Source organism: Halomonas saccharevitans (assembly GCF_900116405.1).
Classification (GTDB): Bacteria; Pseudomonadota; Gammaproteobacteria; order Pseudomonadales; family Halomonadaceae; genus Halomonas; species Halomonas saccharevitans.
The window spans coordinates 1-26,610 of record NZ_FPAQ01000004.1 but is presented as its reverse complement, the minus strand read 5'-3'; the positions used below and the strand labels follow the sequence as shown (position 1 = coordinate 26,610).

Annotated in this window: 24 protein-coding genes and 1 tRNA gene; 6 read left to right on the top strand and 19 right to left on the bottom strand. The window is 67.3% G+C overall.

The genetic code is table 11. The features are described 5' to 3' along the window. Positions 1 to 121: 121 nt before the first annotated feature. From cysN to BM388_RS03015, 6 genes are all read right to left on the bottom strand, one after another. On the bottom strand, positions 122 to 1,564 hold the full coding sequence (gene cysN, locus BM388_RS03040) for a sulfate adenylyltransferase subunit CysN (protein ID WP_089847099.1): 1,443 nt from the start codon (positions 1,562 to 1,564) through the stop codon (positions 122 to 124). A gap of 2 nt (positions 1,565 to 1,566) precedes the next feature. After that, positions 1,567 to 2,538, bottom strand: coding sequence for a sulfate adenylyltransferase subunit CysD (gene cysD / locus BM388_RS03035; protein WP_245781447.1), 972 nt, complete (start codon positions 2,536 to 2,538; stop codon positions 1,567 to 1,569). Positions 2,539 to 2,694: 156 nt separating this feature from the next. Next, complete coding sequence (locus BM388_RS03030) at positions 2,695 to 3,429, bottom strand: phosphodiesterase (RefSeq protein ID WP_089847095.1); 735 nt, start codon at positions 3,427 to 3,429, stop codon at positions 2,695 to 2,697. Between the two features lie 80 nt (positions 3,430 to 3,509). Next, positions 3,510 to 3,953 carry a DUF1249 domain-containing protein gene (locus tag BM388_RS03025; RefSeq protein ID WP_089847093.1) on the bottom strand — a complete coding sequence of 148 codons (444 nt, stop codon included), beginning with the start codon at positions 3,951 to 3,953 and terminating at the stop codon, positions 3,510 to 3,512. A 1-nt stretch (position 3,954) separates the two neighbouring features. Further along, positions 3,955 to 4,605, bottom strand: coding sequence for an NUDIX domain-containing protein (locus BM388_RS03020; protein WP_089847091.1), 651 nt, complete (start codon positions 4,603 to 4,605; stop codon positions 3,955 to 3,957). Between the two features lie 80 nt (positions 4,606 to 4,685). After that, positions 4,686 to 5,345, bottom strand: a complete 660-nt coding sequence (locus BM388_RS03015; RefSeq protein ID WP_089847089.1) for a TRAP transporter TatT component family protein — start codon at positions 5,343 to 5,345, stop codon at positions 4,686 to 4,688. A 491-nt stretch (positions 5,346 to 5,836) separates the two neighbouring features. Here BM388_RS03015 and iscB point away from each other — a divergent pair, with 491 nt between their 5' ends. Then, entirely contained in the window at positions 5,837 to 7,204 is a 1,368-nt protein-coding gene (iscB, locus tag BM388_RS03010; protein ID WP_089847087.1) for an RNA-guided endonuclease IscB, read from the top strand. Between the two features lie 70 nt (positions 7,205 to 7,274). Further along, positions 7,275 to 7,814 (top strand): transcription elongation factor GreB, encoded by a 540-nt coding sequence (gene greB, locus BM388_RS03005; protein WP_089847085.1) that lies wholly within the window; start codon positions 7,275 to 7,277, stop codon positions 7,812 to 7,814. 22 nt (positions 7,815 to 7,836) lie between these two features. Here the strand turns inward: greB and BM388_RS03000 are convergent, their stop codons facing one another. Beyond that, positions 7,837 to 8,889: a methyltransferase gene (locus BM388_RS03000; protein ID WP_089847082.1), complete on the bottom strand. Its 1,053-nt coding sequence runs from the start codon at positions 8,887 to 8,889 to the stop codon at positions 7,837 to 7,839. Next, positions 8,886 to 9,695: a methyltransferase domain-containing protein gene (locus BM388_RS02995; RefSeq protein ID WP_089847080.1), complete on the bottom strand. Its 810-nt coding sequence runs from the start codon at positions 9,693 to 9,695 to the stop codon at positions 8,886 to 8,888. Before BM388_RS02995 ends, BM388_RS03000 begins: the two co-directional genes overlap by 4 nt. Positions 9,696 to 9,824: 129 nt before the next feature. Here BM388_RS02995 and BM388_RS02990 point away from each other — a divergent pair. After that, a tRNA-Arg gene (locus BM388_RS02990) sits at positions 9,825 to 9,901 on the top strand. Between the two features lie 56 nt (positions 9,902 to 9,957). Here BM388_RS02990 and BM388_RS02985 read toward each other — a convergent pair. Further along, positions 9,958 to 11,967 carry a TonB-dependent receptor domain-containing protein gene (locus tag BM388_RS02985; protein WP_089847078.1) on the bottom strand — a complete coding sequence of 670 codons (2,010 nt, stop codon included), beginning with the start codon at positions 11,965 to 11,967 and terminating at the stop codon, positions 9,958 to 9,960. Positions 11,968 to 12,466: 499 nt separating this feature from the next. Between BM388_RS02985 and BM388_RS02980 the strand changes: the two genes are divergently transcribed. Both BM388_RS02980 and BM388_RS02975 read left to right on the top strand, forming a co-directional pair. Then, a complete protein-coding gene (locus tag BM388_RS02980) occupies positions 12,467 to 13,654 on the top strand; it encodes a DcaP family trimeric outer membrane transporter (RefSeq protein WP_089847076.1) in 1,188 nt (395 codons plus the stop codon). A 209-nt stretch (positions 13,655 to 13,863) separates the two neighbouring features. Then, positions 13,864 to 14,082 (top strand): hypothetical protein, encoded by a 219-nt coding sequence (locus BM388_RS02975; RefSeq protein WP_089847075.1) that lies wholly within the window; start codon positions 13,864 to 13,866, stop codon positions 14,080 to 14,082. 120 nt (positions 14,083 to 14,202) lie between these two features. Here BM388_RS02975 and BM388_RS02970 read toward each other — a convergent pair whose 3' ends face one another. The 8 genes from BM388_RS02970 to BM388_RS02935 all read right to left on the bottom strand — a co-directional run bounded on the left by BM388_RS02970 (position 14,203) and on the right by BM388_RS02935 (position 22,672). Further along, the gene (locus tag BM388_RS02970; RefSeq protein ID WP_089847073.1) at positions 14,203 to 15,240 is read right to left on the bottom strand and encodes a hypothetical protein; all 1,038 of its coding nucleotides are present in this window, start codon (positions 15,238 to 15,240) and stop codon (positions 14,203 to 14,205) included. A gap of 103 nt (positions 15,241 to 15,343) precedes the next feature. Next, positions 15,344 to 16,495: a porin gene (locus BM388_RS02965; RefSeq protein WP_089847071.1), complete on the bottom strand. Its 1,152-nt coding sequence runs from the start codon at positions 16,493 to 16,495 to the stop codon at positions 15,344 to 15,346. Positions 16,496 to 16,895: 400 nt separating this feature from the next. Then, the gene (locus tag BM388_RS02960; protein WP_089847068.1) at positions 16,896 to 18,155 is read right to left on the bottom strand and encodes a ProQ/FINO family protein; all 1,260 of its coding nucleotides are present in this window, start codon (positions 18,153 to 18,155) and stop codon (positions 16,896 to 16,898) included. Between the two features lie 132 nt (positions 18,156 to 18,287). Beyond that, positions 18,288 to 18,806 carry a dihydrofolate reductase gene (locus BM388_RS02955; protein ID WP_425431901.1) on the bottom strand — a complete coding sequence of 173 codons (519 nt, stop codon included), beginning with the start codon at positions 18,804 to 18,806 and terminating at the stop codon, positions 18,288 to 18,290. A gap of 14 nt (positions 18,807 to 18,820) precedes the next feature. After that, positions 18,821 to 19,675: a thymidylate synthase gene (locus tag BM388_RS02950; RefSeq protein WP_089847065.1), complete on the bottom strand. Its 855-nt coding sequence runs from the start codon at positions 19,673 to 19,675 to the stop codon at positions 18,821 to 18,823. A 237-nt stretch (positions 19,676 to 19,912) separates the two neighbouring features. Then, positions 19,913 to 20,701 carry a prolipoprotein diacylglyceryl transferase gene (gene lgt / locus BM388_RS02945; protein WP_089847063.1) on the bottom strand — a complete coding sequence of 263 codons (789 nt, stop codon included), beginning with the start codon at positions 20,699 to 20,701 and terminating at the stop codon, positions 19,913 to 19,915. A 73-nt stretch (positions 20,702 to 20,774) separates the two neighbouring features. After that, a complete protein-coding gene (locus BM388_RS02940; RefSeq protein ID WP_089847061.1) occupies positions 20,775 to 21,569 on the bottom strand; it encodes a sulfite exporter TauE/SafE family protein in 795 nt (264 codons plus the stop codon). Next, positions 21,566 to 22,672, bottom strand: a complete 1,107-nt coding sequence (locus BM388_RS02935) for a response regulator (protein WP_139233887.1) — start codon at positions 22,670 to 22,672, stop codon at positions 21,566 to 21,568. Before BM388_RS02935 ends, BM388_RS02940 begins: the two co-directional genes overlap by 4 nt. 126 nt (positions 22,673 to 22,798) lie before the next feature. On the opposite strand from BM388_RS02935, the gene BM388_RS02930 reads away from it, so the two are divergent. Continuing rightward, positions 22,799 to 23,575 carry an NRDE family protein gene (locus tag BM388_RS02930; RefSeq protein WP_089847057.1) on the top strand — a complete coding sequence of 259 codons (777 nt, stop codon included), beginning with the start codon at positions 22,799 to 22,801 and terminating at the stop codon, positions 23,573 to 23,575. A gap of 58 nt (positions 23,576 to 23,633) precedes the next feature. On the opposite strand, the gene ptsP is transcribed toward BM388_RS02930, so the two are convergent. Then, complete coding sequence (gene ptsP, locus BM388_RS02925; protein ID WP_089847055.1) at positions 23,634 to 25,895, bottom strand: phosphoenolpyruvate--protein phosphotransferase; 2,262 nt, start codon at positions 25,893 to 25,895, stop codon at positions 23,634 to 23,636. A 65-nt stretch (positions 25,896 to 25,960) separates the two neighbouring features. Next, positions 25,961 to 26,452 (bottom strand): RNA pyrophosphohydrolase, encoded by a 492-nt coding sequence (locus BM388_RS02920; RefSeq protein WP_089847053.1) that lies wholly within the window; start codon positions 26,450 to 26,452, stop codon positions 25,961 to 25,963. Positions 26,453 to 26,610 lie beyond the last annotated feature (158 nt).

Below are 26,610 nucleotides of genomic sequence, written 5' to 3'. Positions count from 1 at the left end.
CAAGCAGGGTCAGATCATTGGACCCAGACTATCAGAGCCGGTTTCCGAAACGCCTGCCCCAGACGACAAGAAGCCCGACGACACGGGGTCGCCGGGCTCGTTGTCGGCCGGAGTCATCGGCCTATTTGTTGAGCAGCTCGCGCAGGTCCTTCGCCTCCCAGTGCGGGAAGTACTTGCGCACCAGGGCGTTGAGCTCCAGTTCGAAGCCGGCCCAGTCCACCTCGCCGGCCAGGCGAGCGGACGACTGGGCGACGGCGCGAATCATGCCCGCCCCCACCGTGACGTTGGTGAGCCGGTCGATGACGATGAAGCTGCCGGTGCCCGGGCTGCGATCGTAGTCGTCCAGCGCCACCTCGGCGGTCAGCTCGACCCGGCAGCGGGCGATGGCGTTGAGCTCGAGCCGCTCGGCCGAATGACGCGCCTGGCTGTTGACGTCTACCTGATGGAGGATCTCGCCGATCCGGCCCGCCACGGAACGCCCGGCCAGGCGGATGTCGATCGGCCGCCCGGGGGTAAGGGGCTCGTCGTGCATCCACACGATGTCCGCCTCGAAGGCGTCGGACAGGGCGACCTCGGCGTCGGCGGCGACGATCCAGTCGCCGCGGGAGATATCGACCTCATCACTCAGGGTGACGGTGATCGCCTGGCCCGGCCAGGCGATGTCCAGGTCGCCGTCGAAGGTGACGATGCGCTCCACCGTCGAGGTCCGCCCGGAAGGCAGCACCTTGATCGCCTGACCCGGGCGCAGGATGCCCGCCTCCAGGGTGCCGGCGTAGCCGCGGAAGTCGAGATCGGGGCGGTTGACGATCTGCACCGGCAGGCGCAGGTCGGTCAGGTTGCGATCGCGACTGATCTCGACGCTCTCCAGCAGCTCGAGCAGCGGCGGGCCGGGTTGTCCATCGACGAAGTACCAGGGCGTCTTCTCGCTGCGATTGACGACGTTGTCGCCCTCCAGCGCCGAGAGCGGCACGAAGCGGATATCGGGGGCGTCGAGCTGCTCGGCGAAGGCGCGATACTCGGCGACGATCTCCTCGAAGCGCGCCTCGTCGAAGCCGACCAGGTCCATCTTGTTGACCGCGATCACCAGGTGCTGGATGCCCAGCAGGTCGGCGATGAAGCTGTGCCGGCGGGTCTGGGTCTGCACGCCGTAGCGGGCATCGATCAGGATGATCGCCAGGCTCGCCGTGGAGGCGCCGGTCGCCATGTTGCGGGTGTACTGCTCGTGGCCCGGGGTGTCGGCGATGATGAACTTGCGCTTGTCGGTGGAGAAGAAGCGGTAGGCCACGTCGATGGTGATGCCCTGCTCACGCTCGGACTGCAGGCCATCGACCAGCAGCGCCAGGTCCACCGCCTCGCCGGTGGTGCCGCTCTTCTTAGAGGCCTGGGTGATCGCCGCCAGCTGGTCGTCGAAGATCATCTTCGAGTCGTGGAGCAGCCGCCCGATCAGGGTCGACTTGCCGTCGTCGACGCTGCCGCAGGTGATGAAGCGCAGCAGGTCCTTGTTCTCGTGCTCGTGCAGGTACTGATCGATGTTGTCGGCGATCAGGTTCGATTGATGTGACATCTTTAGAAGTACCCCTCGCGCTTCTTCTTCTCCATGGAACCGGCCTGATCGTGGTCGATGGCGCGGCCGCTGCGCTCGGAGGTCCTCGTCAGCAGCATCTCCTGGATGATCTCGGGCAGGGTGGCCGCCCGGGACTCCACGGCGCCGGTCAGCGGATAGCAGCCGAGGGTGCGAAAGCGCACCCACTTCTCCTCGGGCACCTCGCCCTCGGCCAGCGGCAGGCGCTCGTCATCGACCATGATCTGCATGCCGTCGCGCTCGACCACCGGACGCGGCGCGGAGAAGTAGAGCGGCACGATGGGGATGCCCTCGAGATGGATGTACTGCCAGATATCCAGCTCGGTCCAGTTGGAGAGCGGGAAGGCGCGGATCGACTCGCCCTTGTTGACCCGGGCGTTGTAGAGGTTCCAGAGCTCCGGGCGCTGGTTCTTGGGGTCCCAGCGATGGTGCTTGTCGCGAAAGGAGAACACCCGCTCCTTGGCGCGGCTGGCCTCCTCGTCGCGGCGCGCCCCGCCGAAGGCGGCATCGAAGCCGTACTTGTCCAGCGCCTGCTTGAGGGCCGCGGTCTTCATGACGTCGGTGTAGCCGCTGGAGCCGTGATCGAAGGGATTGATGCCGGCGGCGCGCCCCTCCTCGTTGATGTGCTCGATCAGCTCCATGCCGGATTCCGCGGCCATGCGATCACGGAACTCGATCATCTCGCGAAACTTCCAGGTGGTGTTGACGTGCATCAGCGGGAACGGCGGCGGCCCGGGATAGAAGGCCTTGCGCGCCAGGTGCAGCATCACCGAGGAGTCCTTGCCGATAGAGTAGAGCATCACCGGGTTGGCAAACTCCGCCACCACCTCGCGGATGATGTGGATCGATTCGGCCTCGAGCTGCTGCAGGTGGGTGAGGCGCTGGCGCGACGGCGTCGGGTCGCCGACGGCGGCCTCCACGGCGCTCTCGCGTGATGGTGCGGAAAGACTGCTCATGGCCCGGCTACCTCGCATGACGTTGGGCGGGTGAGATCATGCGAGACAGGGTAACCCCGGGTAATTAATAACCCAAAAGAATCAATAACTATCTTTTTATGCTTATTTTAACTACTTGATGCTAACGAGGAGGGCCCGGCGTGATCTCGCGGGCCTTCAGGGCGCGACGCGCACCACCCGGGTCTCGAGCGCGCCGGGACCGAGCTCAAGAAGGCGATAGCCAGGCCAGGCGGCCTCGTCGAGGGCGAAGGTGGTGGCGCCGGGCAGGAACTGATCGCTGGAGGCGGGACAGCCGTAGACCGCCACCCGCCGGTCGGCCAGGGGCTTGGCGCCCTCGAAGGCCTGGTGGACGTGGCCGAAGCACACCGCCCGCACCTGACGATGCGGGGCAATGAGGCCCCAGAAGGCCTCGGCGTCGGCCAGGCCGATCGCGTCGAGCCAGGCCGTGCCGACGGGCAGCGGCGGATGGTGCAGGAACAGAAGCGTCGGGCGATCGTCACCGGCGAGGCGCGCCTCCAGGGCCGCCCGTCGCTCGGCGCCCAGCTCGCCGCCCTCGCGACCGCGGACCTGGGTATCCAGCAGCAGCGCACGCCAGTCGCCCAGGTCGAGCTCATCGGGCAGCGCCCGGCACTCGGCCATCAGGTCGGTACGGTCATGGTTGCCCGGCAGCCAGCACCAGGGGGCGTCGAGCCGCGACAGCGTCCGCTCGGCGAGCTCATAGGAGGCCGCCGTCTCGTCTTGGCTGATGTCGCCGCTGACCACCACCCGATCCGGACGCTCGCGGTTGACCGCCTCGATCACGGCCTCGAGCTGGCGGAGCGGGACGCCGAGCCGGCCTTTTGCCGCGGGGTCGGCATGCAGGTGGCAGTCAGTGATCTGGACCAGGCGCATTGGGACGGCTCCTCGATCGGGCGGGCGAAGGGGCGGGATTCGGCGCGAGACGTGCCGGCTGACGGCCGGCGACGACGTCGTCAGGGCAGCTGCGGCAGGTCGAAGTGGCCGTGGGCCAGTCCGTGCTCCAGCCATTCGCCGAGGAAGCGGTTGAGCTGCAGCTTCTCGTCGGGCTGATGCATGCGCGCATTGGGGTAGCGATAGCGGCCGTGGAAGTGGCGCTGACGCTGGAAGTCGGTGACCTCGGCCATGCGCACGTCATGATAGAGATGCACGCGCATGCGCGGCGACTCGATCACGCTATCGAGCGCCCCGCGCTGAGAGACCCGCACGATGCTGGTGTAGGGCGCGCGCTCCTGAAGCTCGAGACACAGCGCGCCCAGGCAGCGCCCCCGATTGACCAGCGCCACCTCACGGGTCTCGCCGGCCTCCAGATCGCCCAGCAGCCGGCTGAGGCGGATGAAGTTGGCCGCGCATTCGCCCTGCAGGGTCTTCAGGTCGGTGACATAGGCGTTTCTCGGCACGCTACCTCCTTGCTCGCAACGATGCGCGCTCGCCGGCCAGCCAGTGGAAGGCGATCAGGCACATGGCATTGTCGAGTCGTCCGGCCTGCAGGAGTTCCCAGGCACGAAGGAACGGTAGCACATGCACGCGGATATCCTCGTGCTCCTCGTCCAGCCCGTGCACGCCGCCGAGGCCATGGCTGTCGACCAGGCCGCAGAACAGGGTGACGCGCTCGTCGCAGGCGCCTGGGCTGGGATAGTAGGCATGTAGTTCGATCAGCTCGCCCACCGCGCAGCCGGCCTCCTCCATGGCTTCGCGGCGGGCCACCTCGGCGGCGCTCTCGCCGCGCTCGACCAGCCCGGCGACCACCTCGAGCTTCCAGGGGGAGGCGGGATCATCGAGGGCCCCGGCGCGGAACTGCTCGACCAGCACCACGGTGTCACGCTCCACGTCGTAGAGCAGCACCCCCACCGCGTCGTGGCGATGGTGCACCTCGCGCACCATGCGACCGCTCCAGCCGCCCTCGAAGAGGCGATGGCGCAGGTGCAGCGCCTCCAGGCGGAAGAACCCCTCGTGCAGGCAGCGCCGCTCCTCCAGTTCCACGTCGGCCGCCGTGAAGGGCGGCTCGCGGGTGAGGTCGTGATCGTCCGCGGGCGGGCGCGTGTCGCTCATGCCGGTCTCCCGATCGTGCAAAGAGCCCATTATCGGGACCGCGGACGAGAATGCCAACCACCCGGCCCCGCAGCGCGCCCTCAGAAGCGAGCGAGCAGTGCCCTGGCGTCGTCGCGCAGCGCCTCGTCGGAAAGCGGGCGAGTCGCGCGGGCCGTGCCGTCGATGGCGCGGCGAGCGTGCTCACGGGCCTCGTCGCGGCGCCCCTCCTCCTCGAGGAAGGCGGCGTAGTAGTAGTGAACGTCGATCCCCTCGGGGCGGATCGACAGGGCCCGCCGGAACATCCGCTCGGCGGTCTCGGCGTCGCCGAAGGCCACCGGCCAGCCGGGCGCCCGATCGTAGAGGGCTCCCAGGGTCACCCAGGCGGAGCCGTTGTGCCCTTCGGGGTCGAGCTCGACGGCGCGCTCCAGCACCTTGCGCGCCTGCTTGGCCGAGCCCAGGGCGGAGAGCCCGCCGGCCGCCCGCGCATGGGAGGCCAGGACGATGCCCCGCCAGACCAGCACCGGGCTCTGCCGGGGATAGGCCTCGGCAAGGGCACTGCTCTCATCCGCCAGCGACTCGAGCGCGGACTCGCGGCGATCCTCGGGCATCTCGGTGGTGATCCGTTCCCAGCGATGGCGCAACTCACCCACCTCTTGGTCCCAGGCCTGGGGCTCGGCCTGGGCCTGTGCCAGCGAGGCGACGAGCAGCCCCGGGCCGAGGACGGTGACAATCGCGGTGGCGAACAGCGGACGACGATGCATGGCGAAACTCCCTGACGGCTTATTGTTGTGATCGCATCACCGCAATGTAACGAACGTTCGAATGAACTGCCAGGCGGGCGACCGGTCCCGTGGCGAGCCCCGCGGCGATGGCGTATCTTGCTTCTCTCGACAGACGGACTCGACGGATGGACTCGTGATAGACGGGCCCGACAGCCGAAGGAGGGAAGCGGTCAACTACCTCCGGCTGAAGCCGGAGGCTTGTGAAAGCAAGCCCGGTTGACCAGGGAGAGCGGTAGCCAACCCGCTACGTTGGTAACAGGTCGCCAAGACCCACCCCGCCGTGCTTCCTCAGCCGCGGGCTCTGGAAGGTCAGGATCATGCTGCGGTACGCCGCCCGGGCGCAAGGCAAAACGCCGAAGGTTCTGATCGCTGTGTAAACGCAGGAGCCGGTTATCGACATTCCCGAGGGGAGACGGGCCGACAGGCCCGCGACACCAGGCCCGTAAGGGCATTGATAGGGAGAAAATCGCATGGCGGTTTTCGTATTGGATAAACAGAAGCGGCCCTTGATGCCGTGCAGCGAGAAACGCGCCCGGTTGCTGCTGGCGCGGGGGCGAGCGGTGGTGCATAAGCGCTACCCGTTCACGATCCGGCTCAAGGATCGTGTGGGTGGCGACACCCAGCCGCTGCGACTCGGCATCGACCCCGGCAGCAAGACCACCGGGATGGCGCTGGCGCGCGAGGATGCCGAGGATCGTCATGTGCTGTGCCTGTTCGATCTTGTCCATCGTGGCTTTCAGATTCGCAAGGCGCTGGAGCAGCGACGAGCCTTTCGTCGCCGTCGCCGCAGCAAGAACCTGCGCTACCGGGCGCCACGCTTCAACAACCGCACCCGACCCAAGGGCTGGCTGGCCCCCAGCATTCAGCACCGTGTCGATACCGTCACGGCTTGGGTGAACCGGCTGACTCGACATGCGCCGATCACTGCCATCAGTCAGGAGTTGGTGCGCTTCGATACGCAGAAGCTGGAGAACCCGGAGATCAGCGGTGTCGAGTACCAGCAGGGCTCGCTGCTCGGGTACGAGGTGCGCGAATACCTGCTGGAAAAGTGGGGGCGCGAGTGCGCCTACTGTGGTGATACCGACACCCCACTGGAGGTCGAGCATGTGGTGCCTCGCGCTCACAGTGGCTCGAACCGCGTCAGCAACCTGACGCTGGCCTGCCACGTCTGCAACCAGGGCAAAGGCAAAGGCACGCTGGACGCCTTCTTCACCACCGACAAGGGGCTCAAGAAGCGACTCAAGGCCAACAGCCTGTCGGTGGATGCTCGACTGGAGCGCGTGCAACGTGAGCTCAAGCGCCCGCTGCGGGATGCCAGCGCCGTCAACGCGACCCGTTGGGTGCTGTTCGGTGCCCTCAAGGCCACCGGCCTGCCGATGACAGCAGGTAGCGGCGGGCGCACCAAGTACAACCGCCAGCGCCTCGGCATTCCCAAGACCCACGCCCTCGATGCCGCCTGCGTCGGTCCATTCGGCCGGCTGCATGGGGAGAGCCGCCCCACGCTGGTCATCAAGGCGACCGGGCGCGGCAGCTACCAGCGCACACGGCTCAATAAGCACGGCTTCCCGCGCGGCCACCTGATGCAACAGAAGCAGGTGCGCGGCTTTCAGACCGGCGACATGGTGAAAGCCATCGTGCCCACCGGCAAGAAGGCCGGCATCCATACGGGCCGTGTCGCTGTTCGGAAAACAGGCAGCTTCAACATTCAGACCGAGCAGGGAGCGGTGCAAGGCATCTCGCACAAGCACTGCTTGCTGATCCAACGCGGTGATGGCTACGGCTACCACCTCACCTCATCCATTCAACCAAAGGGAGGAGCGGGGCAGGCGGTGGCGTAACAGGTCGCCCTGCGGGCGACGCGCTATCCCTCCCGGCACTGAAAGTACCGGGTATCCCGCGCAAAATTTGATGAAGGGCCGCAACATGACGCGCTGGCGCGACCCCGCCAAGGACCCGCGTCAGGAACCCAAGAGCAACCTGATCACCGCCGAGGGGGCCGAGCGGCTGCGCGGCATCCTCGACCACCTCTCACGGGTCAAGCGCCCGGCCCTCTCGACCAAGGTGGGCGAGGCGGCGGCGCTGGGCGATCGCAGCGAGAATGCCGACTACACCTACAACAAGAAGGAGCTCAACCGGGTCATCGCGCGCATCCGCTATCTCACCAAGCGCCTCGACGAGCTGACCGTGGTCGACCGGCTGCCTGCGGATACCGAGCGCGTCTACTTCGGCGCCTTCGTCACTCTGGAAGACGAAGAAGGCGAGGAGCTGGCCATCCGCATCGTCGGCCACGACGAGACCGACACCACCAGGCGCTGGATCAGCGTGGATGCCCCCTTGGCGAAGGCCCTGCTGGGCAAGGGGCTCGACGACGAGGCCACGGTGGCCGCGCCGGGCGGCGAGACCACCTACCTGATCACCGATATCGCCTATCGCGCCCCCCAGACCTGATCAAGCCCTGATCAAGCCCTGATCAGCCCCTCGATCCGTCCTTGATCGCCCGATAGACCCGGAAGCGCCGATCGTCGGCCAGGATCTCGAAGCCGCCGAAGGTGCGGGTCAACAGGTCCGGATAGGGCAGGAAGATGTTGGCCACCAGCAGCAGCTGGCCGCCGGGCTTCAGGTGCTCCGGCGCCTCGCGGATCAGCCGCCCCGCCGGGCCGTAGTCGATGGCCCGCTCCTGGTGGAAGGGCGGGTTGCTGATGATGACGTCGAAGCGTCGGGCGCCGTCGCGTCGGGCGCCGTCGCGCCGGGCGTCTAGCGCCGAGTAGACGTCGCTTTCCAGCGCCTCACCAATCAGGCCGTTGGCCGCGAGCGTGCGCCGCGTCGCCTCCACTGCGAAGGCGTTGACGTCCGTCGCGGTGACCCGAGCGCCGCGTCGCGCCAGCCAGGCGGCGAGGATGCCGTCGCCGCAGCCGACATCCAGAATATCCGCCTCGTCGGCGCCCTCCCCCAGCGGCCCACCCAACGCCCCGGGCAACTCGCCCAGCAGCAGCCGGGTGCCGTCGTCGAGCTTGCCGTGGCCGAACACCCCGGGATGGCTGACCAGTTTCAGGCCCTCGGCCTCGAAGCTCATCCAGGCCGCGTCGGGATCGATCCCCACCCGGTCCAGGCGAGTCGCGTAGAGGCCGCAGCGCCGAGCGCTGTCCACCTTGCGACAGCCAAGCCCCAGCGCCGCCAGCACCTTGAGCACGCGCTTGATGCCGCCCTGATTCTCACCGACCAGCTGCAGCGGCGTGCCCGGCGGCAGGTGGGCGCAGAGCCACAGCAGCCACCACTCGCCCAGGGCGTGACTCTTGGGCCAGAACAGCACGGCCCCGGCAGGTGCCTCGTCGACTTCTTCAAAGGGCGAAAGCGCCGATAGACCCCGAGCCTGCCAGGCCGCGCGCACCGCCTGGTCGGCCGAGAGCAGGCGGCCCTGCCCCGCCTCCAGCCAGGCGTCCCTGGGCGGCGCCACCCAGAGCCAGCCGCGGTAATCAAACGCCTGTCGCTCCAGCAGCTGGCAGACGGGGGTCTCAGCACTCATGGGGTGGCCTCCTGTGCGGGATGGATCGGGCGCTCCAGCGTGTAGAGCAGGTAGCGGCCGAGCCGCCAGTGGGGATCGGCCCGGCAGTAGCGATGCTCGAGCGCCAGCAGGCGCTCGCGATCGGCCTCGCTCTCCGGCGGGTGTCGCAGGTAGTCGGAAAACACTCGGATGCCCGCCACCTCGCGGATCACGAGATCATTCTCGGCGCTCCAGGCCTCAATCTGCCCGTGGGTCAGCGGCGAGATCGGCGTCAGCCGCTTGCGAAGCCCCTTGCCCTCCAGACGGTCCTCAAGGGCCTTCTCCAGGTTGCCCTTGACGACGTTGGAGAGCCTGAGCGCGTCGCGATTGAACACCATCAGCGAGAGCTGCCCGCCCGGGGCGAGCAGGCTCGCCAGGGTAGCCAGGGCACCGCGCGGGTCGGCCAGCCATTCCAGCACCGCATGGCAGGCGATCAGCGACCAGGGCCCGGGGGCCTTTCCGGGCAGGGCCTGCAGCGGCGTCTGATGGAAGATGACGTTGTTTCCGGCCAGGTGTTCCCTGGCCCTTGCGAGCATCTCGGCGGAGGGCTCAGCCAGGGTCACCGGGTGACCGCGCCCGACGAACCAGCCGGCCAGCTGGCCGAGGCCGCCGCCGACGTCGAGCAGCGGCTGGCCGTCGAGGTCGAGCATCTCGGGCAGCAGGCGATCGAGCAGCGCCAGACGCAGCTCGCCCCGGGCACCGCCGTAAAGGCTCGCGGCGAACTTGTCGGCCAAGCCGTCGAAATGGCGATCGCCCGCTGGCGAGAGAGGAGAGACAGGTTCGGTCATGCCGGCCACCGGAAGCTAAGATGGGCGCATTCTACCCGGGAATCGCGCCGGACTCATGGCCCGGGACACTGCCCGGGAGTGGCGCGGGTTTATCTCGGCCGTTCAGGCGCTTATAATGCGCTGCGTCGCGCCCCCATAGCTCAGCTGGATAGAGCGTCCCCCTCCTAAGGGGAAGGTCTCAGGTTCGAATCCTGATGGGGGCGCCAAACTATCCCCCAGCCTCACCTTCCCGTCTTTTCGACACGCGCCCCACGCTGATCAATCAGAAACGATAATCGACGCCCACCCAGAGGCTGCGTCCGGGTTCGTTCAGCGGCAGATCCTGATTGTCTGGATCCTCGGCCAGGAAAGGATCGCTGGCGCTGCGGTTGCGATTGAGAAAGTCACTGTAGGTCTTGTCGAGCAGGTTACTGACGCCCGCGCGCAGGGTCATGGCCCGCCCATGCCAGGCCGCTTCGGCATCCAGCACCACATAGCCTGCCGTGGAGACCTCGCCTGGCCCCAGGCGGTCCTGGGCATCGGAGAAACGGGCGGTAAGGCCGGCCTCCCAGGCCTCGCGCACATGAAACTGCGAGAGCCGCCCGCGCAGCGGCGCAATATCGGACAGGGCGCCGCCATCATCCAGGTTGTCGCCACGCACCCAGCTCAGCTGTCCCCGCGTCTCCCAATGCCGAGCCCAGCGCAGATCACCGGAGAGCTCAATGCCATAGAGCGTCGCATCGATATTGCGGTACGTGCTCACCCCGCCAGTGGTTTCGGCGCGGTAGATATAGTCATCGACGCGGTCGGCGAAGGCCGTCAGCTCAATCCCGGCGTGTGCCAGACGACGCTCGAAGCCCACGTCGAGCTGGTGATGCACCTCGGGGTCGAGGCCGGGATTGCCCACCCAGTCGCCCTTGGCGAAGTAGCGCTCGGTGGCGTCGGCGTCGCGCTCGGCGCGGCTCAAGCTGGCATAGAGGGTGTCGGTGTCGTTCAGGCGCTGCTCGCCGCGCAGGAAGCCGCCCACCAGCCAGGCCTCGTGGTCCAGGTCGCCCGCCACCCCGTACTCGCGCCGGTAGAGATCGACCGCCACCACGCCCGTCTCGCTGGCCTGGTGGGCGGCATCGGCGCTGGCCTCGGAATAGTCCAGCCGCAGGCCGCCGCTCAGGGTGGTGCGCTCGCCCAGATAGTGATCCAGCTCGGCGAACGCCCCCGACTGGCGGGTAGTCACGTCCGGCCAGGAGAGGAACGCCACCACGTCCTTCGAATCGTTGATGATCCGCGCGTCGCGGGTATTCTGCAGCACATTGAGCCCGAATCGCAGGTCGCTGTTGGCCTGCTGCTGCACCACTATGCTCTTCCAGGTGAGTGTGTCGGACTCGGTGGGCGAACGCATCTTCATCATCGGCGCGTCGCGCAGCGTGTAGTTGTCCATCACGTGATCGATGGTCGTGAACTGCAGGCGGTTCTCCACCCGCAGGGTATCGGAGAAGGCGTGATCGAGGCGGACTCGCAGGGTGTCGTTGTCGCTCTTTGGAGAATCCATGCCGGCGCCGGCAAACGCGACGTCGCGCTCGCGCACGCCCTCGTAACCGAACGCCACCTCGGTGTCGTCCGTGGGTGTGAACCCCAGAGTGACGCCGCCGCTGGTGGTCTCGTAACCGCTGTGGATGCGCCGGCCGTCGCCGTCTTCGTAATCGTTGGCCTGTTGCCGCTCGCCGTTAAGCCGCCAGTAGCCATTCTCGTTTCCAGCCACCAGGTTGGCGTAGAGACCGGCACGCTCACCGTTGTCGTCGAAGCTCGCCCCCACGCTGCCCCGCTGCTGGACGTTACGCCCCGAAAACGCCGGCGGCAGCCGCTCGAAGAGTACGGTGCCACCGCTGCCACCGGCACCATGTTGAAGCGTGGTCACCCCCTTGCTCACCGTCACCCGATCGAAGCTCTGCAGTGGCGCATAGGCGGTGGGCGGATCCATGCGGTTGGGACAGGCGCCGAAGACATAGCCGCCATCCACCAGGATGTTCAGCGCATTGCCCTGCTGGCCACGAATCACCGGATCGAGACCGTGACCGCCCATGCGGATCGCCTCAACGCCGTTGATTCGCCTCAGCCACTCGCCGGCATCGGCTGCCGGCGCCGGCGACTGGCGGGGTGTGATCGATGACTCGCCGGGAACGCCGGCACTCCCTTCGATGATCATGGTGGCGAGGGTATCGGTCTCGGCCTGGGCAACGCTGCTCCAGGCGGCGATGCAGGCCACCAGCGGCAGGCGACGACACATTGGCGTGATCATTATCCCGTACTCTTTTGAATAATTTTATAAGATAAAAGAATAATAATCTGGCGCGGAATGACCCGGAATGAGTCAGGTTGCCGCATCGACGCAGAGATCCCGAGGGCATCGGCACGAGACCATCAGAGGCGGGATAACCATCTCTGCCAGACGCTATCACGCCCCGACGTCTCGGTTTAACAGACTCGTCACACTGTGCTTCTCGTTGACAGCCGAGCTTCGATTGGCTCCAAAAACCCGACCCGCGATTGATTCATCGCAAGACCATAATATGACGTTAATCCTTTAAAACGACTCATCTTGTCGTCTTTTTGATAAAAAAACGTGGTTTTTACCGTTCATTGAGGCAAATCAAGTTTTAAACACTTGCTTATATGGGAAGCCCGTCTAGGGATGGTTAGCATGTCAACCATCGGCGGCACCGGGATCATCAGGGGAGCCACGGGCGTCGCCGAACCTCCCCCGCTTCGGCGGCGAAACTGCACAAGGAAACGACCCGATGACACCGCATGTCTCCCTGAAGCGCGCCTCTTGCCTGGCGGCCGGCGCTCTCGGCCTGGCGATCGCCGGCACCGCCCACGCCGTGGATATCGAGATCGGCGACACCGACGTCAGCCTCTACGGCTATGCCAAGCTGGACATGATCTACGACGTGGACAACGAACTGGGCGACCTGGCGGCTCGCCCGCGCATCCGCATCGATGGCCAGCCCGACGGCAGCGATGGGCACACCACGATGCACGCCTATCAGTCACGCCTGGGCTTCAAGACGGCCACGCCCGCCGGCGATAGCCAGCTCGTCACCCGCGTGGAAGTCGACTGGTTCGATAACGCGCCGGAGGGTGGCGACCTGCGACTGCGCCACGCCTACGGCAGCTGGAACGGGGTGCTGGCGGGCAAGACCTGGACCAACTTCGGCAGCCGGCTGGGCAAGACGCCGACCATCGACCTCGCGCCTCAGCCGGGCCAGAGCAAGATCGGCCGCAAGGCACAGCTGCGCTACTCCTGGGGCCAGTGGCACCTCGCCCTGGAAAACCCCGACCCCGAGGATTATCGGGACGGCGTTGCCGAGGCGTTCAAGGCCGGAGGCGGCATCTATCAAGTGGCCGAGGATGCCAAGACCGGCCTGCCCGACCTGACGCTGCGCTACCAGAGCCGGGCCGCGGGGCTCGACTACTCGGCCTCTGCGATGCTGCGTCAGCTGGAGGTCGAAAGCGACGATGGCCTCTCGGGCGTCGACGACAGCGCCACGGGCTGGGGCCTGAACCTGGCGGCTCGCTACCGGGCCAGCGAGCGCCTGACCCTGCGCGGCGCCCTGACCTACGGCGACGGCATCGGCGAATACCTGCAGAACAACCCCTCGGCGCCGGGCTACCTGTCACAGGGTGACATCGACACCGTCACCGCCTGGGGCGCCAACGTCGGCATGAGCCTCAAGGCCGGGCCGGGCACCGTCAACCTGGGCTATGGCATTTCCAAGGCCGATCTGGACGATGCCCGCGAGACCGGCATCGTCAACGTGAAGAGCGCCAACGAGCAGTTCGAGGCGCTGCACCTGAACTACATCTGGTCGCCCATCGAGCGCGTCAGCTACGGCCTGGAGGCCGGTTACCACACACGCGAGGTGGTCGATGGCCGTGACGGCGACGCCCTGCGCCTGCAGGGCATGGTGAAGTACCGCTTCTGAGGCCGGCACGGGCTCTGGCCGGCCAGGCTTTTAGATCTCTCGATAAGCGGTGGCTTCGCCTGCGGGCCTCGGAACATGGTCGGGTGATGGATCCAGTGCCATAGTGCAGGAGGGTCCATTGCCCGCTGTAAGGAACGCGAGCAGGGAGACACCAACTAAATAGGACCTGGTGGCAGGTCCTGACCATTTCGTCACATGTGAGGTGCCCCATGAACATCAAGACGCTGACTGCCGGCTTCCTGACCCTGCTGCTGATGGGCGGTGCCGCGCAGGCCATGGACTCCGCGGCCATCGAGGAGCACATGGAGAAGATCAACGAACAATACGTCCAGACGTCTGAGCAGGAGGGCGAAGTCGAGGCGCTCGAGGAAAAGGTCGAGGCACTCGAGGAAATGATCCAGATGATGCTCGACGACCAGGATTCTTGACGGCCAGCGGGCCCTCGATGCCTGATACCGTAACGCCCAACAAAGAGGCCCGCGGCGCCTGTGCGCCGTGGGCCTCTTCATCTCCAAGGATCGTCGTCTGCCACGGCCGTCGTGGCGAAGCTACGGGCGATCCCGCTTCTGCACCTTGAGCTCGTAGTTGTTGACGCCGGACATCGCCGAGCCGAACTTCTGGCCCTGCACGCGGATGCGATAGCGGCCCGGTGACAACTCGGTCTGCATGTCCACGTCGCCGTCGAAGCCCTCGCCGGCGCCCTCGGCGACCACTCGGCCGTCGGCGTCCAGCACCTCGAGCTCGAGGCGGTAGGTATCCTCGTAGCCGGTCGGATAGGTCGAGGTGGTAATGGCGACGCTGCCGCGCTCGGCCATGTCGAAGGTCAGCACCTCGCCGCGGGCGCGAATCTTCACGTCGGTGACGATGGTCTCCACGCCGCTCGAGGCCTGGGCCGGTGCTTGCTCGGCGGAGGGCGCCTGCGCTTCGGCCTGCGGGGCGGCGCTCGCTGCCGCGCTGGCGGACGCCTCGCCGGTCGCCGCGCCGCCACTCGTCTCGGGTGCCGGTGCGGCGAGGGTCGCCACGTCGTCGTCCCGGCCGCGCACGAAGACGCTGCGATTGCCCTCTCGCGCGCTGCCGCTGAAGATCAGCCCCTGGCCGTCGCTGACGCCCTCCTCGAGGCGGCGCCCGTTCTCATCCAGGCCGGCGACGGTGATATAGAAGCTGTTGCCCGTGGTGCTGCGCGTACCGAACTTGCGCCCCTCGACGCGCAGCACGTAGTCGCCCGGCGCCAGGCGCTGGCGCATGGCGAGCCCGCCGTTCTGGCCCAGCGCCTCGCCCCGGGCGATCACCCGGCCCTGGTCGTCCAGCAGCGCCGCGGCCACGCGGTAGTCCTCGGACTCGCCGCCCGGCACTTCGCTCTCGAACAGGTACTCGCCCGCCTGCTTGACGGTGAAGTCATGCTCATGGGGGCTGCCGTAGAGGAAGCTGCGGCTGCGGGCGTCGTTGTCGGCCTGCAGGAAGCCGGTCAGGTCGAGCTGCTTGCCCTGCTCGCGGAAGCGCTCCGCCGTCTCGCTGGCGAGCGCCGGGGCGCTGGCGAGCCCCAGCCCCAGGGCCAGCAGGCTTGCGGTGATGATCGGCTGTTTCATGAACCCTCGCCTATGTCCTGATACGTCCTGAATGAAAAAAGCCGACCCCGGAGGATCGGCTTTCGGTGTTCCACCCTACGGGCAGGAGGATCCTGCGAGGGGATTAGAACAGGTAGACGGCACCCACGGCCATACCGTCATCGACATCGCCTTCGCGATCGTACCAGGCGGCCTCGACGAAGGTGTACATGGCGTCGGAGATGTTGTAGGTCGCCCCGATCATCATCTCGTTGTAGCTCTCGTCTTCGCGCTCGTTCGGCCAGTCGCCGCTGGTCAAGGCGTCGTCGGCGGTATCGATGAAGTCGCCACCACCCACGTCGACGTACTGGTAGGCGCCGTAGATGTCGCCCATGCCGTAGCCGTAGCGGGCACCCACGCCGTAGAAGTTGGTGTCGGCAACGAAGTCGTTGTCGGACTCGAAGCGCTCGATCTTGGCAGCCACGCGCAGGGTATCGACGGTGTACTGGGCGGTGATACCGTACTGGTCGCCGGCGTCGAAGTCGCCGCTGATGGCGTTGTCGTCAGAGTCAACACCGGTGTAGTCACCGTCGTTGTTGCCCAGGTTGTCGTAGACCGCGGCGATGGAGAAGGCGCCGGCGGTGTACTTCACGCCACCGAAGAAGGAGGCAGTACTGTCGTCGTCCTGGTTCACGTTCAGAGTGGAGTTACCGACGCCGTCAACAGTTTCAGAGCCGTTGCTTTCGAAGTCACCCTCGTACTGGGTACCCAGGGCGAACTGCAGGCCGCCGAAGGAGGGCGACATGTACTGCAGCTTGTTGCCTTCACGCGAATCCTCGACACCCACGATGCGGCTGTTGGAGTCGGAGACGTCGAAGTACTCGTTGTTGGTGATCGGGTCCTGGATCCAGTCGTCGATCAGCGGATCCCAGGAACCCAGGCGCGAGTCACCGAAGTTACCCTTCAGGCCGAAGTAGGCCTGGTCGCCGCTGTTCAGACCGCCTTGAGTCTTAGCCTCGTCGGCGTTGCCTTCGAACTCGTACTTGAAGTAGCCGGTCAGCCCGTCGTAGATCACGTGCTCGCCGGCCACACCCAGGGTGGAACCGTTGTCGAAGAGATCGTCTTTAGACTCAACGTCACCAGTATTTGCGTCAGCGCGCTCGATGGTACGGTAGGCAATCTGCAGATTGCCGTACAGGTCGAGCTTGGTGCCGTCCTGGTTGTAGACGGTGGCGGCCTGGGCGCCGGAAGCGGCCAGGGCACCGGCGATAGCAGTCGCTAACAGTGTCTTTTTCATTGCGATAGTTCCTTATTGACTAGCTTGCTGTTTCGATCGTGGCTGCCCGGTCTTGGTGAGCGGGTCAGCGGGCTTGGCCGGTCTTGGTGCCGGTTCTCGTGCCTGGGGCTCCCTCTCGGGAGGACAGGTCGCGAGCCAGACCGCGGCGAAGCCTGAGTTATAGTCCAATGCTCGCAGGAGGAACTCTATACCGGGGATTCGGGGAACGCAACAAGAAAAAAACACTGTTTTCCTTCCCTGCGAACACCGTTCGTCCGTGCATCCTCCTGCCTGGCGAAATGGGCGCCGTCCCGGCGAGCCCACTGCTCAAGCCGGCGTGACGGCCGCCGAATCGAGCGCCTGGCGCGATGAGCGGCTCCATCATGCCCTGCGAATATGACGAAGACAAGTCGGCGGGAAGTCAACGCTGGTTGTGCTTGGCCAGCAGTGCGGAGAGCTTCTCATCGAGGCTGGCGGGATCGGCCGCCGAGGGGGTGGCGGATGGTCTGGTGGCCGAGGGGGATGACTGGGCGGGGCGAGAATCGCCGGCGTTTGTCTTATTCCCCTTTCCCCCGGGCGGGGCATCATCGGCTCGGGGGCTGCCGTGCCGGGCCTGTCCGCCGGCACCGCCCTGGCGCTTGGCGCCCCCCCGCGAATTGCCGCGGGCGGCGCCCGTGCGCCCACGCTCTCGACGGTCGGCCTGCAGCCGCTCGAGCTTCTTGTGGGCATGCTCGGCGGCGGCGGCATCCACCTGCCCCGCCGGCTCGCCGGCCAGATCGAGGCGCCAGGCGCCTTCGCGCACCGACTTGAGGTAGCGCGGCAGATTGACGTAGCAGGCCAGCGCCCGGCGCACGAGCTTCTCGGGCCAGGGCTCGCGTGCGGTCAGCTCCTCGTGGATGCCGATCTTGAGCGGCCGGGTATGGCCCTTGAAGAAGGTAGAGGAGTAGCGTCGATACCACTGGTCCAGCAGCGCCTGGGGAGACGGCGCCTCATCGGCGTGAGGCGCGTTCGCTTCGCTCGGCTCGCTGGGTTCACTCGGCTCGCCCACCCTGGCCGGCGCCGGCGCTTCGTGCTCGTCGTCGGCAGAGGCGGCGCTGCCACCAGTGCTACCAGCCGTCGCAGCGGGGGGCTCAGAGGCGATGTCTCGAGCAGACGACTCGGCCACGGCATCATCCGCCGGCTGGCGACGCGGGCGTTCGCCGATCAGCGCGGAGAGCCCCTGGGCCCGCCGCGCCTGGCGGTGGAAGAGCACCGTGCCCGCCTCGGCCTCGGCGGGCGAATGCGTCTGCGCCAGCAGGCGACGATTGTGCGACTCGAGCTCGCGATTCTGCTCATCGAGCTCGCGGTTCTCCTCGACGAGTTCCAGGCGAGTGGCATCGAGGTCCTTGATGCGCGCCTCGAGCTCCTGGCAGCGCTGTGCCAGGGCCTGGTGGGCGGCCTGCTCCTCGCGGGCTTCGGCGGCCCGCTCGGCATGGCTCGCTTCCAGTTCAACGCGACGGCGCTCCAGCTCGGCGAGTCGCGACTGCAGGGCATCCTGCTGCACGCGGGACTCTCGCAGCAGCGACAGCAGTGCCGCGGCACGCTGCTCCAGCCGTTCCAGCAGGCGGGTTAAGCCTTCCTCGATCACGTCCTGTCCCTCCAGTGCGCCTTGCCCCTGAATCGTCCCGCCATCGCCGGCCATGGCCGTGTAAACCTGGCTGTGTAAACCTGGCTGTGTAAACCTAACCGACGATGGCCCTCGCTGCCCAGTCTGTGCCAGGCATGGCGTCGTGACAAATGTCGCCGACGGGCGACGTCATCGACGTCGCGGCTCTCAACAGCGATGGTACTGCACGAAATGATAGTCCGGCTGGCCCTCGGCGGGCGTGCCGGGCACGCGCTGCACCTCTTCCCACTCGCCCATGTCGAGCGCGGGGAAGCGGGCATCGCCCTCGACCTCGACCTCCACCTCGGTGAGGTAGAGCCGGCTGGCGAAGGGCAGCGCCTGGGCGTAGATCTCGGCGCCGCCCATCACCATGATCTCCTCGACGCCGTCGATGGTGGCCTGCTGGTCGGCAAGCCACAGCGCGGCGGCGAGATCATGGCAGACGCGCACGCCTTCGGCGTGGAAGTCGGGATCGCGGGTGACCACGATATTGAGTCGGCCCGGCAGCGCCCGGCCGATGGACTGGTAGGTCTTGCGCCCCATCACCAGCGGCTTGGCCTGGGTCATCCGCTTGAAGAACTTCAGGTCCTCGGGCAGGTACCAGGGCAGCTGGTTGTCCACGCCGATCACGCGGTTGCGAGACATGGCGGCGATCATCGCGATGGGGATCAGGGTCTCGTCGGTCATGGCGCTGGTCTCGCTCATACGGCCACCTGGGCCTTGATATGCGGATGGGGGTCGTAGCCCTCGATGGCGATGTGCTCGAAGCGAAACGCGAAGAGATCGTCCACCGAGGGGTCGAGCACCAGCCGCGGCGCCGCGCGCGGCGTGCGCGAAAGCTGCTGCTCGGCCTGCTCGAGGTGGTTCAGGTAGAGGTGCGCATCGCCCAGGGTATGCACGAAGTCGCCCGGCTCGAGGCCCGCGACCTGGGCGATCATCTGCGTCAGCAGCGCGTAGCTGGCGATATTGAACGGCACGCCGAGGAAGATATCGGCGCTGCGCTGGTAGAGCTGGCAGGAGAGTCGTCCGTCAGCCACGTAGAACTGGAAGAGGCAGTGGCACGGCGGCAGCGCCATCTCGTCGACCAGCGCCGGGTTCCAGGCCGAGACGATCAGCCGACGCGAGCGCGGGTTGGTGCGAATCTGCTCGAGCAGCGACTCGATCTGGTCGACGTGGCCGCCGCGCGGGTCGGGCCAGCTGCGCCACTGGTAGCCGTAGACCGGGCCCAGGTCGCCGTTCTCGTCGGCCCACTCGTCCCAGATGCGCACCCCGTTCTCCCTGAGATAGGCGATGTTGGTATCGCCGGCCAGGAACCACAGCAGCTCGTGGATGATCGAGCGCAGGTGCAGCTTCTTGGTGGTGACCAGCGGGAAACCCCGCGAGAGGTCGAAGCGCATCTGATGGCCGAACACAGAGCGGGTACCAACGCCGGTGCGATCGTCACGCTCAGTGCCGTGATCGAGCACCTGACGCATCAGGTCGAGGTAGGGCTGTTCGAGGGCGGGAAGCGTCTGATCGGTCACGGCATCGTCGAGGCTGGGAAGTGGACGGCACATTCTACATGCCCGGGCCGAGGGCGCCCATCCCGGGCAATACCGCGGATAGTTTAAAAGCTCGTCAGCTCGGGGCTGCCCTGGGGACAAGCCTGCGAGCGGGGCCGGCCTTCCGGAGGCGCTGTGAACCCATCCCTGGGCGCTACCGACGCCATCCCTGGCGTAGGACATCCTCTACGGCTTGTCCCCAGGACCCGGAATTTCAGTTACCTCGCTAGCCCTTTTGCTTCCCCTTCCCGCTCAGACCTTCGCATCCACCGGCTGGCGGCGCGACCAGGCGATCAGCGCAAGGCCCGCGGCGATCATCGGCAGGGTCAGCAGCATGCCCATGGTCACCCAGCCCAGGGCGATGAAGCCGAGGTGCGGGTCGGGCAGGCGCACGAATTCCACCAGGAAGCGGAACACCCCGTAGAGCAGCAGGAAGAGCCCGGAGACCAGCCCGCGGCGACGCGGCACGGCCGAGACCCACCACAGCACCGCGAACAGCACCGCGCCCTCGAGCAGCGCCTCGTAGAGCGACGAGGGGTGGCGCGGCGCGGGCCCCATTCCAGGAAAGGGCATGCCCCAGGGCAGATCGGTGAGACGCCCGGGCAACTCGTGGTTGATGAAGTTGCCGATGCGCCCGGCGCCCAGGCCGATGGGCACCAGGGGGGCCACGAAATCGGTCAGGGTGAAGAAGGCCAGGCGCTTCTTGCGGGCGAACCAGAGCGCGGCGAGCAGCACGCCGATCAGGCCGCCGTGGAAGCTCATTCCGCCGTCCCAGACGCGGAAGATCCACAGCGGGTCCGCCAGCCACTGGGACATCCCATAGAAGAGCGCATAGCCCAGGCGACCGCCCACCACCACGCCGATGGCGGCGTAGAACAGCAGGTCGCCGACGTCGTCCCGGGTCAGGCCGATGCGCTCTGCCCGGCGACGCCCGAGGAACCAGGCGGCCACGAAGCCGACCACGTACATCAGGCCGTACCAGTGGACCTGGAAGGGGCCGAGGGCGATGGCCACGGGGTCGATGTCGGGATAGCGCAACATGGGATGTCCTTGAAACGATGGCTTGGAAGCGACGGGTTGAAAACCGTGGCTTGAAAACAGCGACGTGAAACGATCAGAGCAGAAACTTGAGCCCCACCACCGCCAGCAGGGCGGCGAAGGAGAGGCGCAGCAGCCGAGCCGGCAGCCGGTGGGCCAGCCACACCCCTAGGCGCGCGAAGGGCACGCTGGCCAGCACGATGCCAAACAGCGCGGGCAGCATGACGAAGCCAACGGCTCCCGAAGGCAGTAGCGGGTTGCCCCACCCGACCACCACGAAGGTGGCCGCGCCGAACAGCGCGATGGGCAGGCCGCAGGCCGACGAGGTGCCCGCGGCCTGGGTCATGGTGGCGCCGCAGCGTGACAGCCAGGGCACGCTGAGGGTGCCCCCGCCGATGCCGAACAGCGCCGAGACGCCGCCGATCACCGCGCCCGCCAGGCCCATGGTGATACGCCCCGGCTGGACGTCGCCGGCCGTCGGGCCGCGCCCCAGCGCCATCTTTAATGCCACCAGGATCACGAAGACGCCGAACAGGGTGCCCAGGCGCCCGCCGGAGAGGCTGCCGGCGACGAAGACACCGGCGATGGCGCCCAGCACCAGCCCCGGCAGCAGCGCCAGGAACCAGTCGCGACGGATGCTGCCGCGACGGTGATGTCCCCAGGCCGAGGAGGCTCCGGTCACCACGATGGTGGCAAGCGAGGTACCCACCGCCAGATGCATCGCCACCTCGGGGGCCACGCCCTGCAGCTCGAAGGCCACGATCAGGGCCGGCACGATGATCAAGCCGCCGCCCACGCCGTAGAGGCCGGCCAGGGTGCCGGCCGCGGCGCCCAGCGCCAGGTAGGCCAGAAGGGTCGCGAGGAGGCTCATGAGGGGTCGGGCTCCGGCAGTACCAGCCACTGGCGCACCATGTCGACCAGCGCCTGGGGGCGGTAGGGTTTGGCGAGGAAGTCGTCCATGCCGGCCTCGTGGAAACGGCGACGATCCTCGTCGCTGGCGTTGGCGGTCAACGCCACTAGCACGCTGCGCCGGCGGGAGACCATCTCGGCCTCGCGCTCGCGCCAGCACCGACTGGCCTCCACCCCGTCCATGCCGGGCATGAAGATATCCATCAGCACCAGGTCGAAGGCGTCCTCCTCGAGTCGCTCCATCGCCTGCTCGCCGCTGGTGGCCGTGGCGACCTCGAGCCCCTGACGCTCCAGCACCTGGCGGGCCAGGGTAAGGTTCACCGGGCCGTCATCGACGATCAGCACCCGCCCGCCAGCGGCGGCCCCGGGGGGCGCGGGCGGCGCAGGCGTGTCGGCGGACGCATCGAGGTTCTCGAGCAGCAGCATGGCATCGGCGAGCCGCTCGCGCAGCGCCAGCAGCGCGGCACGGTCATGCTCTCCGCCGCGCTGGCGAAGGGTCTCGCTCTCCAGCACCTCGGTGAGCGAGGTCATCAGGGGGCTCAGCGACTGGCGCAGGTGGCCGAGATAGCCGGACTTGAGGCGCGACTCTTCCCGGGCGCGGACGCGGCCGGCCTCCAGGCGCTCGACCTGGTCCTTGAAGGCCGCGAGGTCATCGACCAGGCGCCGTTCGGTAGCGTGGCTCTGGCCGAGGTCGTCGCGCCAGCCCTCCACCAGGTCCTCGCAGGCGCTCGACAGGGCCCAGAGGCGCTGAGAGAGCGGCTGGTCCTGCCGCTGGGGCCGATGGTGGCGCGCCAGGTAGGTCTCGACGCCGGCCAGGGCCTCGTCCACCTCGCGCTGGATACCGCGCATGCGCTGGCGAAGCAGCGTCAGGAAGACCGCCACGTTGAGACAGCTGCCCAGCAGCAGCGCCACCGGCAGCCAGAAGGCGGTGTTCCAGGAGGCATGGGGCGGCATCATCCACCACAGCAGGAGACCGACCAGCAGGCAGAGCACCACCAGGGCGACCTGGACCAGCAGCAACGGCCAGAAGATCGGCCACACCAGACGCGACCATAAACGGTCCAAGCGGATATCGTCCTGCATTCTCGTCCCTGTTGTGCACGCACGATGAGCGAAAGAGTGTACGCGGCCGGGCCCGAACTGTCATGACGCCACCTTCCCCCCGGGCCGGCGGGCGGCTAAGCTGGCCCGATGTGCCTGATTGCCTTTGACCATCGACCCGGCGGCGCCTTCCCATTGCGCCTGATCGCCAACCGCGACGAGTTCCATGCCCGCCCGACGGCGCCGCTTGGCGCCTGGGAGGAGGCCCCCGCGATCGTCGGGGGCCGCGACCTGGAGGCCGGCGGCAGCTGGCTGGCCGTTCACCGCCGCGGGCGCTTCGCCGCCGTGACCAACGTCCGCGATCCTCGCCTCACGGTGCCGTCGGGGTCGCCGAGCCGCGGCGAGCTGGTACGCGAGGCCCTGGAGCGCGACGACCTGACGGCCTGGCTCGATCGGCTGGCGGGCGGCGGGGCTCGCGCCTATGCCGGCTTCAACCTGCTGGTGGGCGACGGGGAGGCGCTGTGGCACCTGCACCGCGGACTCGACGCTCTCTGCCTCCGGCGCGTGCCACCCGGCCTGCACGGCCTCTCCAACGCCAGCCTGGATACGCCCTGGCCCAAGCTGATCGCCGCCCGTCAGGGGCTCGGCCACGGCCTGCGCCACGGCCGCTTCCCCGAGGATGCCCTGGCCGTACTCAGCGATGCTCGGCCCGCCGATGACGAGGCGCTGCCGGAGACCGGCGTGGGGCTCGAGCGCGAGCGGCAGCTGTCGTCGTGCTTCATCGTCGGCCGTGACTACGGCACGCGGGCCACCACCTGGCTGAGCTGGCACGACGACGGTGTCATCGAGATCGGTGAACGACGCTTCGGACCGGAGGGAGTCCGGCTGGGCGAGAACGTGGAGCGGCTGACGCTGGACCTCCCGTAGGAACGTCTCACCATCGCGCTGTCAGCCGCGCTCCCCAGGCTCTGCCGAGAGCGGGGACTCAGTCCTTGGGAGGCAGCAGGTGCGCCAGCTGCCATTCGCCCAGGCGCGCCTCCAGGTGCCGGCGAACGGCGAGGGGGGAATCGAGACGCAGGGTCTCCTCGACCAGCTCCCGCGCACTCGCGAGACTCACCCGACGAATCGCCGCCCTCACCCGGGGCAGGCTGGGTGCGTTCATCGACAAGGCATTGAAGCCCATGCCCATCAGTATCAGCGCCCCGGCGGGGTCGCCGGCCATCTCGCCGCACACCGAGGTCGGCATGGCCAGGCGTCGCGTCTCATCGCCCAGTCGCGCCATAGCCGCCAGCACGGCGGGATGGCAGGAGTCGTACAGATCGGCGACGCGCGGATTGTTGCGATCCACGGCCAGCAGGTACTGGGTCAGGTCGTTGCTGCCCACCGAGAAGAAGTCCACACGCTTGGCCAGGGCATCGAGCTGGTAGAGGGTCGCCGGCACCTCCAGCATCACGCCCACCTTGGGCCGATTCACCGCCACGCCCTCCTCGCCGAGCTCGACGATGGCGCGATCGAGCAGGCGCAGCACGTCGTCGACCTCGTCGACGTTGGTGACCATGGGCAGCAGCACCTGCAGGTTGTCGAGCCCCTGGGAGGCGCGCAGCATGGCGCGCAGCTGCACCATCAGCACCTCGGGATGGTCGAGAGTGACCCGGATGCCGCGCCAGCCGAGGAAGGGGTTGGCCTCCTCGATGGGGAAGTAGGGCAGATCCTTGTCGCCGCCGATATCGAGGGTGCGCATCACCACCGGCAACGGCGCGAAGCTCTCGAGCTGATCGCGATAGAGGCGCGTCTGTTCCTGCTCGCCGGGAAAGCGCTCGGTGATCATGAAGGGCACTTCGGTGCGATAGAGCCCGACGCCGCCGATCCGCGACTTGAGCGAGGCCACGGTATCCACCGCCAGGCCGGTATTGACCATCAGCGGCATGTCGTGGCCATCCGGGGTGCGGCTGGGCAGGTCCTGCTCGTGCTCCAGCACCGCCATCAGCGCCCGCTCCTCCTCGATCAGGCTTTGATAGTGGCTCTCGAGCTCCGGCGAGGGACGCACAAAGAGGCGCCCGCGGTGGCCATCCAGCACCACCCGGTTGCCGCCGAGGCGCGGCAGCGGCAGATCGACCATGCCGGACACCGTGGGAATGCCCATGGCACGCGCAACGATGGCCACGTGGGAGGTGCTGGAGCCGCGCACCGAGACCAGCCCGGCGAGCTTGTCCCGGGGCACCTCACCGAGCATCGCCACGCTGATCTCGTCGCCCACCAGGATGGTGCTCTCGGGGTAGACCTCCGGCGTCTGGGGCGTCTCCTCCTGCAGGTGGGCCAGCACGCGTCGACCCAGGTCGCGTACGTCCGCCGCCCGCTCACGGAGATAGTTATCATCCACCCGCTCCAGGTACTGGACGTGGCGCCGCACCACGTCGGCCAGCGCGCCCGGCGCCCACTGCCCCTCACGAATGCGTTTTTCCACCTCCTGGGAGAGCGCCGCCTCACCGAGCATCTGCTGGTAGACGTCGAACAGCGCGAGCTCCTGGGCGGAGATACGGCTCGCCAGGCGCTCCCCGGCGGCGCGGATCTCGTTACGCACCCGGCCGATGGCTTCCTTGAGGCGCGCGATCTCGTACTCGACGTCGGTGGGGATCAGGTCCGGCACGCTGTTGAGGTCGGCCGGCGCGGCGATGACGACCGCCTCGCCGATGGCCATGCCCGGCGAGGCCGCCACGCCGGTGAAGCGGGCCTCGCCCCCCGGGATGCTCGGCCGATTGAGCCCGCCGGTCGCCAGGGCATGGGCCAGCACGCCGGCCAGCTGGGCGGCCATGGTGACCAGGAAGGCCTCGTCCTCCTCGTCGAAGCGACGCTTCTCTGACTGCTGCACCACCAGCACGCCGAGCATGCGTCGCTGGTGGATGATCGGCACGCCGAGAAAGCTCGAATAGCGCTCCTCGCCGGTGGCCTCGAAGTAGAGGAACTGCGGGTGGGCCTGGGCGTCTTCCAGGTTGAGCGGCTCCTCGCGCTTGGCCACCAGGCCCACCAGGCCCTCCCCCACCTGCAGGCTCACGCGCCCCACCGCCTGGGCACGCAGGCCGATGGTCTCCATCAGCACCAGGCGATCGATGGCCGGGTCGAACAGGTAGAAGGAGCAGACGTCGGTGCGCATTGCCTTGCGGATGCGTCGCACCATGGTGGCCAGCGCCGCGTCCAGGTTGCGGGCCCCGTTGACCTCCTGAATGATGCGTCGCAATACCTCGAGCATTGGCGTCTTCTTTTCCATTGTGGTTGTCTCTCGCCTCGCTGAGGGAATGCCGTCAGGCCCTCGGCTCATCCATGACCGAGGGCCAGCCGCTGTGCCCGAGGGGACAACTCGCGCAGGGCACGGCGATAGACCTCACGCTTGAAGGGCACCACCTGCCCCAGGGGGTACCAGTAGCTGACCCAGCGCCAGCCATCGAACTCCGGTTTGCCGGACAGGTCCATGCAGATCCGGCTCTCCTGACAGCGGATCCGAAGCAAGAACCACTTCTGTTTCTGGCCGATGCACACCGGCCTCGAGTGGGTACGCACCATGCGTCGCGGCAGGCGATAGCGTAGCCAGCCCCGGGTGCAGGCAAGGATCTCGACGTCCTCGGCGGTGAGGCCGATCTCCTCGTGGAGCTCACGAAAAAGTGCCTGTTGCGGAGTCTCGTTAGCCTTGATGCCTCCCTGGGGAAACTGCCACGCGTTTTGCCCTACCCGACGCGCCCAAAGCAGCTGCCCCAGCTCGTTGGCGATGATGATGCCAACGTTGGGGCGAAAGCCGTCAGCGTCGATCACGGACTTCACCTTATGGTTTCAGTATTGGGGCCATTCTTCCACAAGGCCACAAAGCGCATCAATCCTGGATTCATAGAATAACTGCAGCGCTTTGGACCACACGGTAGAGGTAGGAGGGCCAGCGCCGATACCCTCCCTGCTTTACCGACCAAAGTGAA

What these genes read in the sequence shown, in the direction of transcription:
- cysN (WP_089847099.1), bottom strand. Translation starts at nt 1,564, where the DNA reads ATGTCACATCAATCGAACCTGATCGCCGACAACATCGATCAGTACCTG.
- cysD (WP_245781447.1), bottom strand. Translation starts at nt 2,538, where the DNA reads ATGAGCAGTCTTTCCGCACCATCACGCGAGAGCGCCGTGGAGGCCGCC.
- BM388_RS03030 (WP_089847095.1), bottom strand. Translation starts at nt 3,429, where the DNA reads ATGCGCCTGGTCCAGATCACTGACTGCCACCTGCATGCCGACCCCGCG.
- BM388_RS03020 (WP_089847091.1), bottom strand. Translation starts at nt 4,605, where the DNA reads ATGAGCGACACGCGCCCGCCCGCGGACGATCACGACCTCACCCGCGAG.
- BM388_RS03015 (WP_089847089.1), bottom strand. Translation starts at nt 5,345, where the DNA reads ATGCATCGTCGTCCGCTGTTCGCCACCGCGATTGTCACCGTCCTCGGC.
- iscB (WP_089847087.1), top strand. Translation starts at nt 5,837, where the DNA reads ATGGCGGTTTTCGTATTGGATAAACAGAAGCGGCCCTTGATGCCGTGC.
- greB (WP_089847085.1), top strand. Translation starts at nt 7,275, where the DNA reads ATGAAGGGCCGCAACATGACGCGCTGGCGCGACCCCGCCAAGGACCCG.
- BM388_RS03000 (WP_089847082.1), bottom strand. Translation starts at nt 8,889, where the DNA reads ATGAGTGCTGAGACCCCCGTCTGCCAGCTGCTGGAGCGACAGGCGTTT.
- BM388_RS02995 (WP_089847080.1), bottom strand. Translation starts at nt 9,695, where the DNA reads ATGACCGAACCTGTCTCTCCTCTCTCGCCAGCGGGCGATCGCCATTTC.
- BM388_RS02985 (WP_089847078.1), bottom strand. Translation starts at nt 11,967, where the DNA reads ATGATCACGCCAATGTGTCGTCGCCTGCCGCTGGTGGCCTGCATCGCC.
- BM388_RS02980 (WP_089847076.1), top strand. Translation starts at nt 12,467, where the DNA reads ATGACACCGCATGTCTCCCTGAAGCGCGCCTCTTGCCTGGCGGCCGGC.
- BM388_RS02975 (WP_089847075.1), top strand. Translation starts at nt 13,864, where the DNA reads ATGAACATCAAGACGCTGACTGCCGGCTTCCTGACCCTGCTGCTGATG.
- BM388_RS02970 (WP_089847073.1), bottom strand. Translation starts at nt 15,240, where the DNA reads ATGAAACAGCCGATCATCACCGCAAGCCTGCTGGCCCTGGGGCTGGGG.
- BM388_RS02965 (WP_089847071.1), bottom strand. Translation starts at nt 16,495, where the DNA reads ATGAAAAAGACACTGTTAGCGACTGCTATCGCCGGTGCCCTGGCCGCT.
- BM388_RS02960 (WP_089847068.1), bottom strand. Translation starts at nt 18,155, where the DNA reads ATGGCCGGCGATGGCGGGACGATTCAGGGGCAAGGCGCACTGGAGGGA.
- BM388_RS02955 (WP_425431901.1), bottom strand. Translation starts at nt 18,806, where the DNA reads ATGACCGACGAGACCCTGATCCCCATCGCGATGATCGCCGCCATGTCT.
- BM388_RS02950 (WP_089847065.1), bottom strand. Translation starts at nt 19,675, where the DNA reads ATGTGCCGTCCACTTCCCAGCCTCGACGATGCCGTGACCGATCAGACG.
- lgt (WP_089847063.1), bottom strand. Translation starts at nt 20,701, where the DNA reads ATGTTGCGCTATCCCGACATCGACCCCGTGGCCATCGCCCTCGGCCCC.
- BM388_RS02940 (WP_089847061.1), bottom strand. Translation starts at nt 21,569, where the DNA reads ATGAGCCTCCTCGCGACCCTTCTGGCCTACCTGGCGCTGGGCGCCGCG.
- BM388_RS02930 (WP_089847057.1), top strand. Translation starts at nt 22,799, where the DNA reads ATGTGCCTGATTGCCTTTGACCATCGACCCGGCGGCGCCTTCCCATTG.
- ptsP (WP_089847055.1), bottom strand. Translation starts at nt 25,895, where the DNA reads ATGCTCGAGGTATTGCGACGCATCATTCAGGAGGTCAACGGGGCCCGC.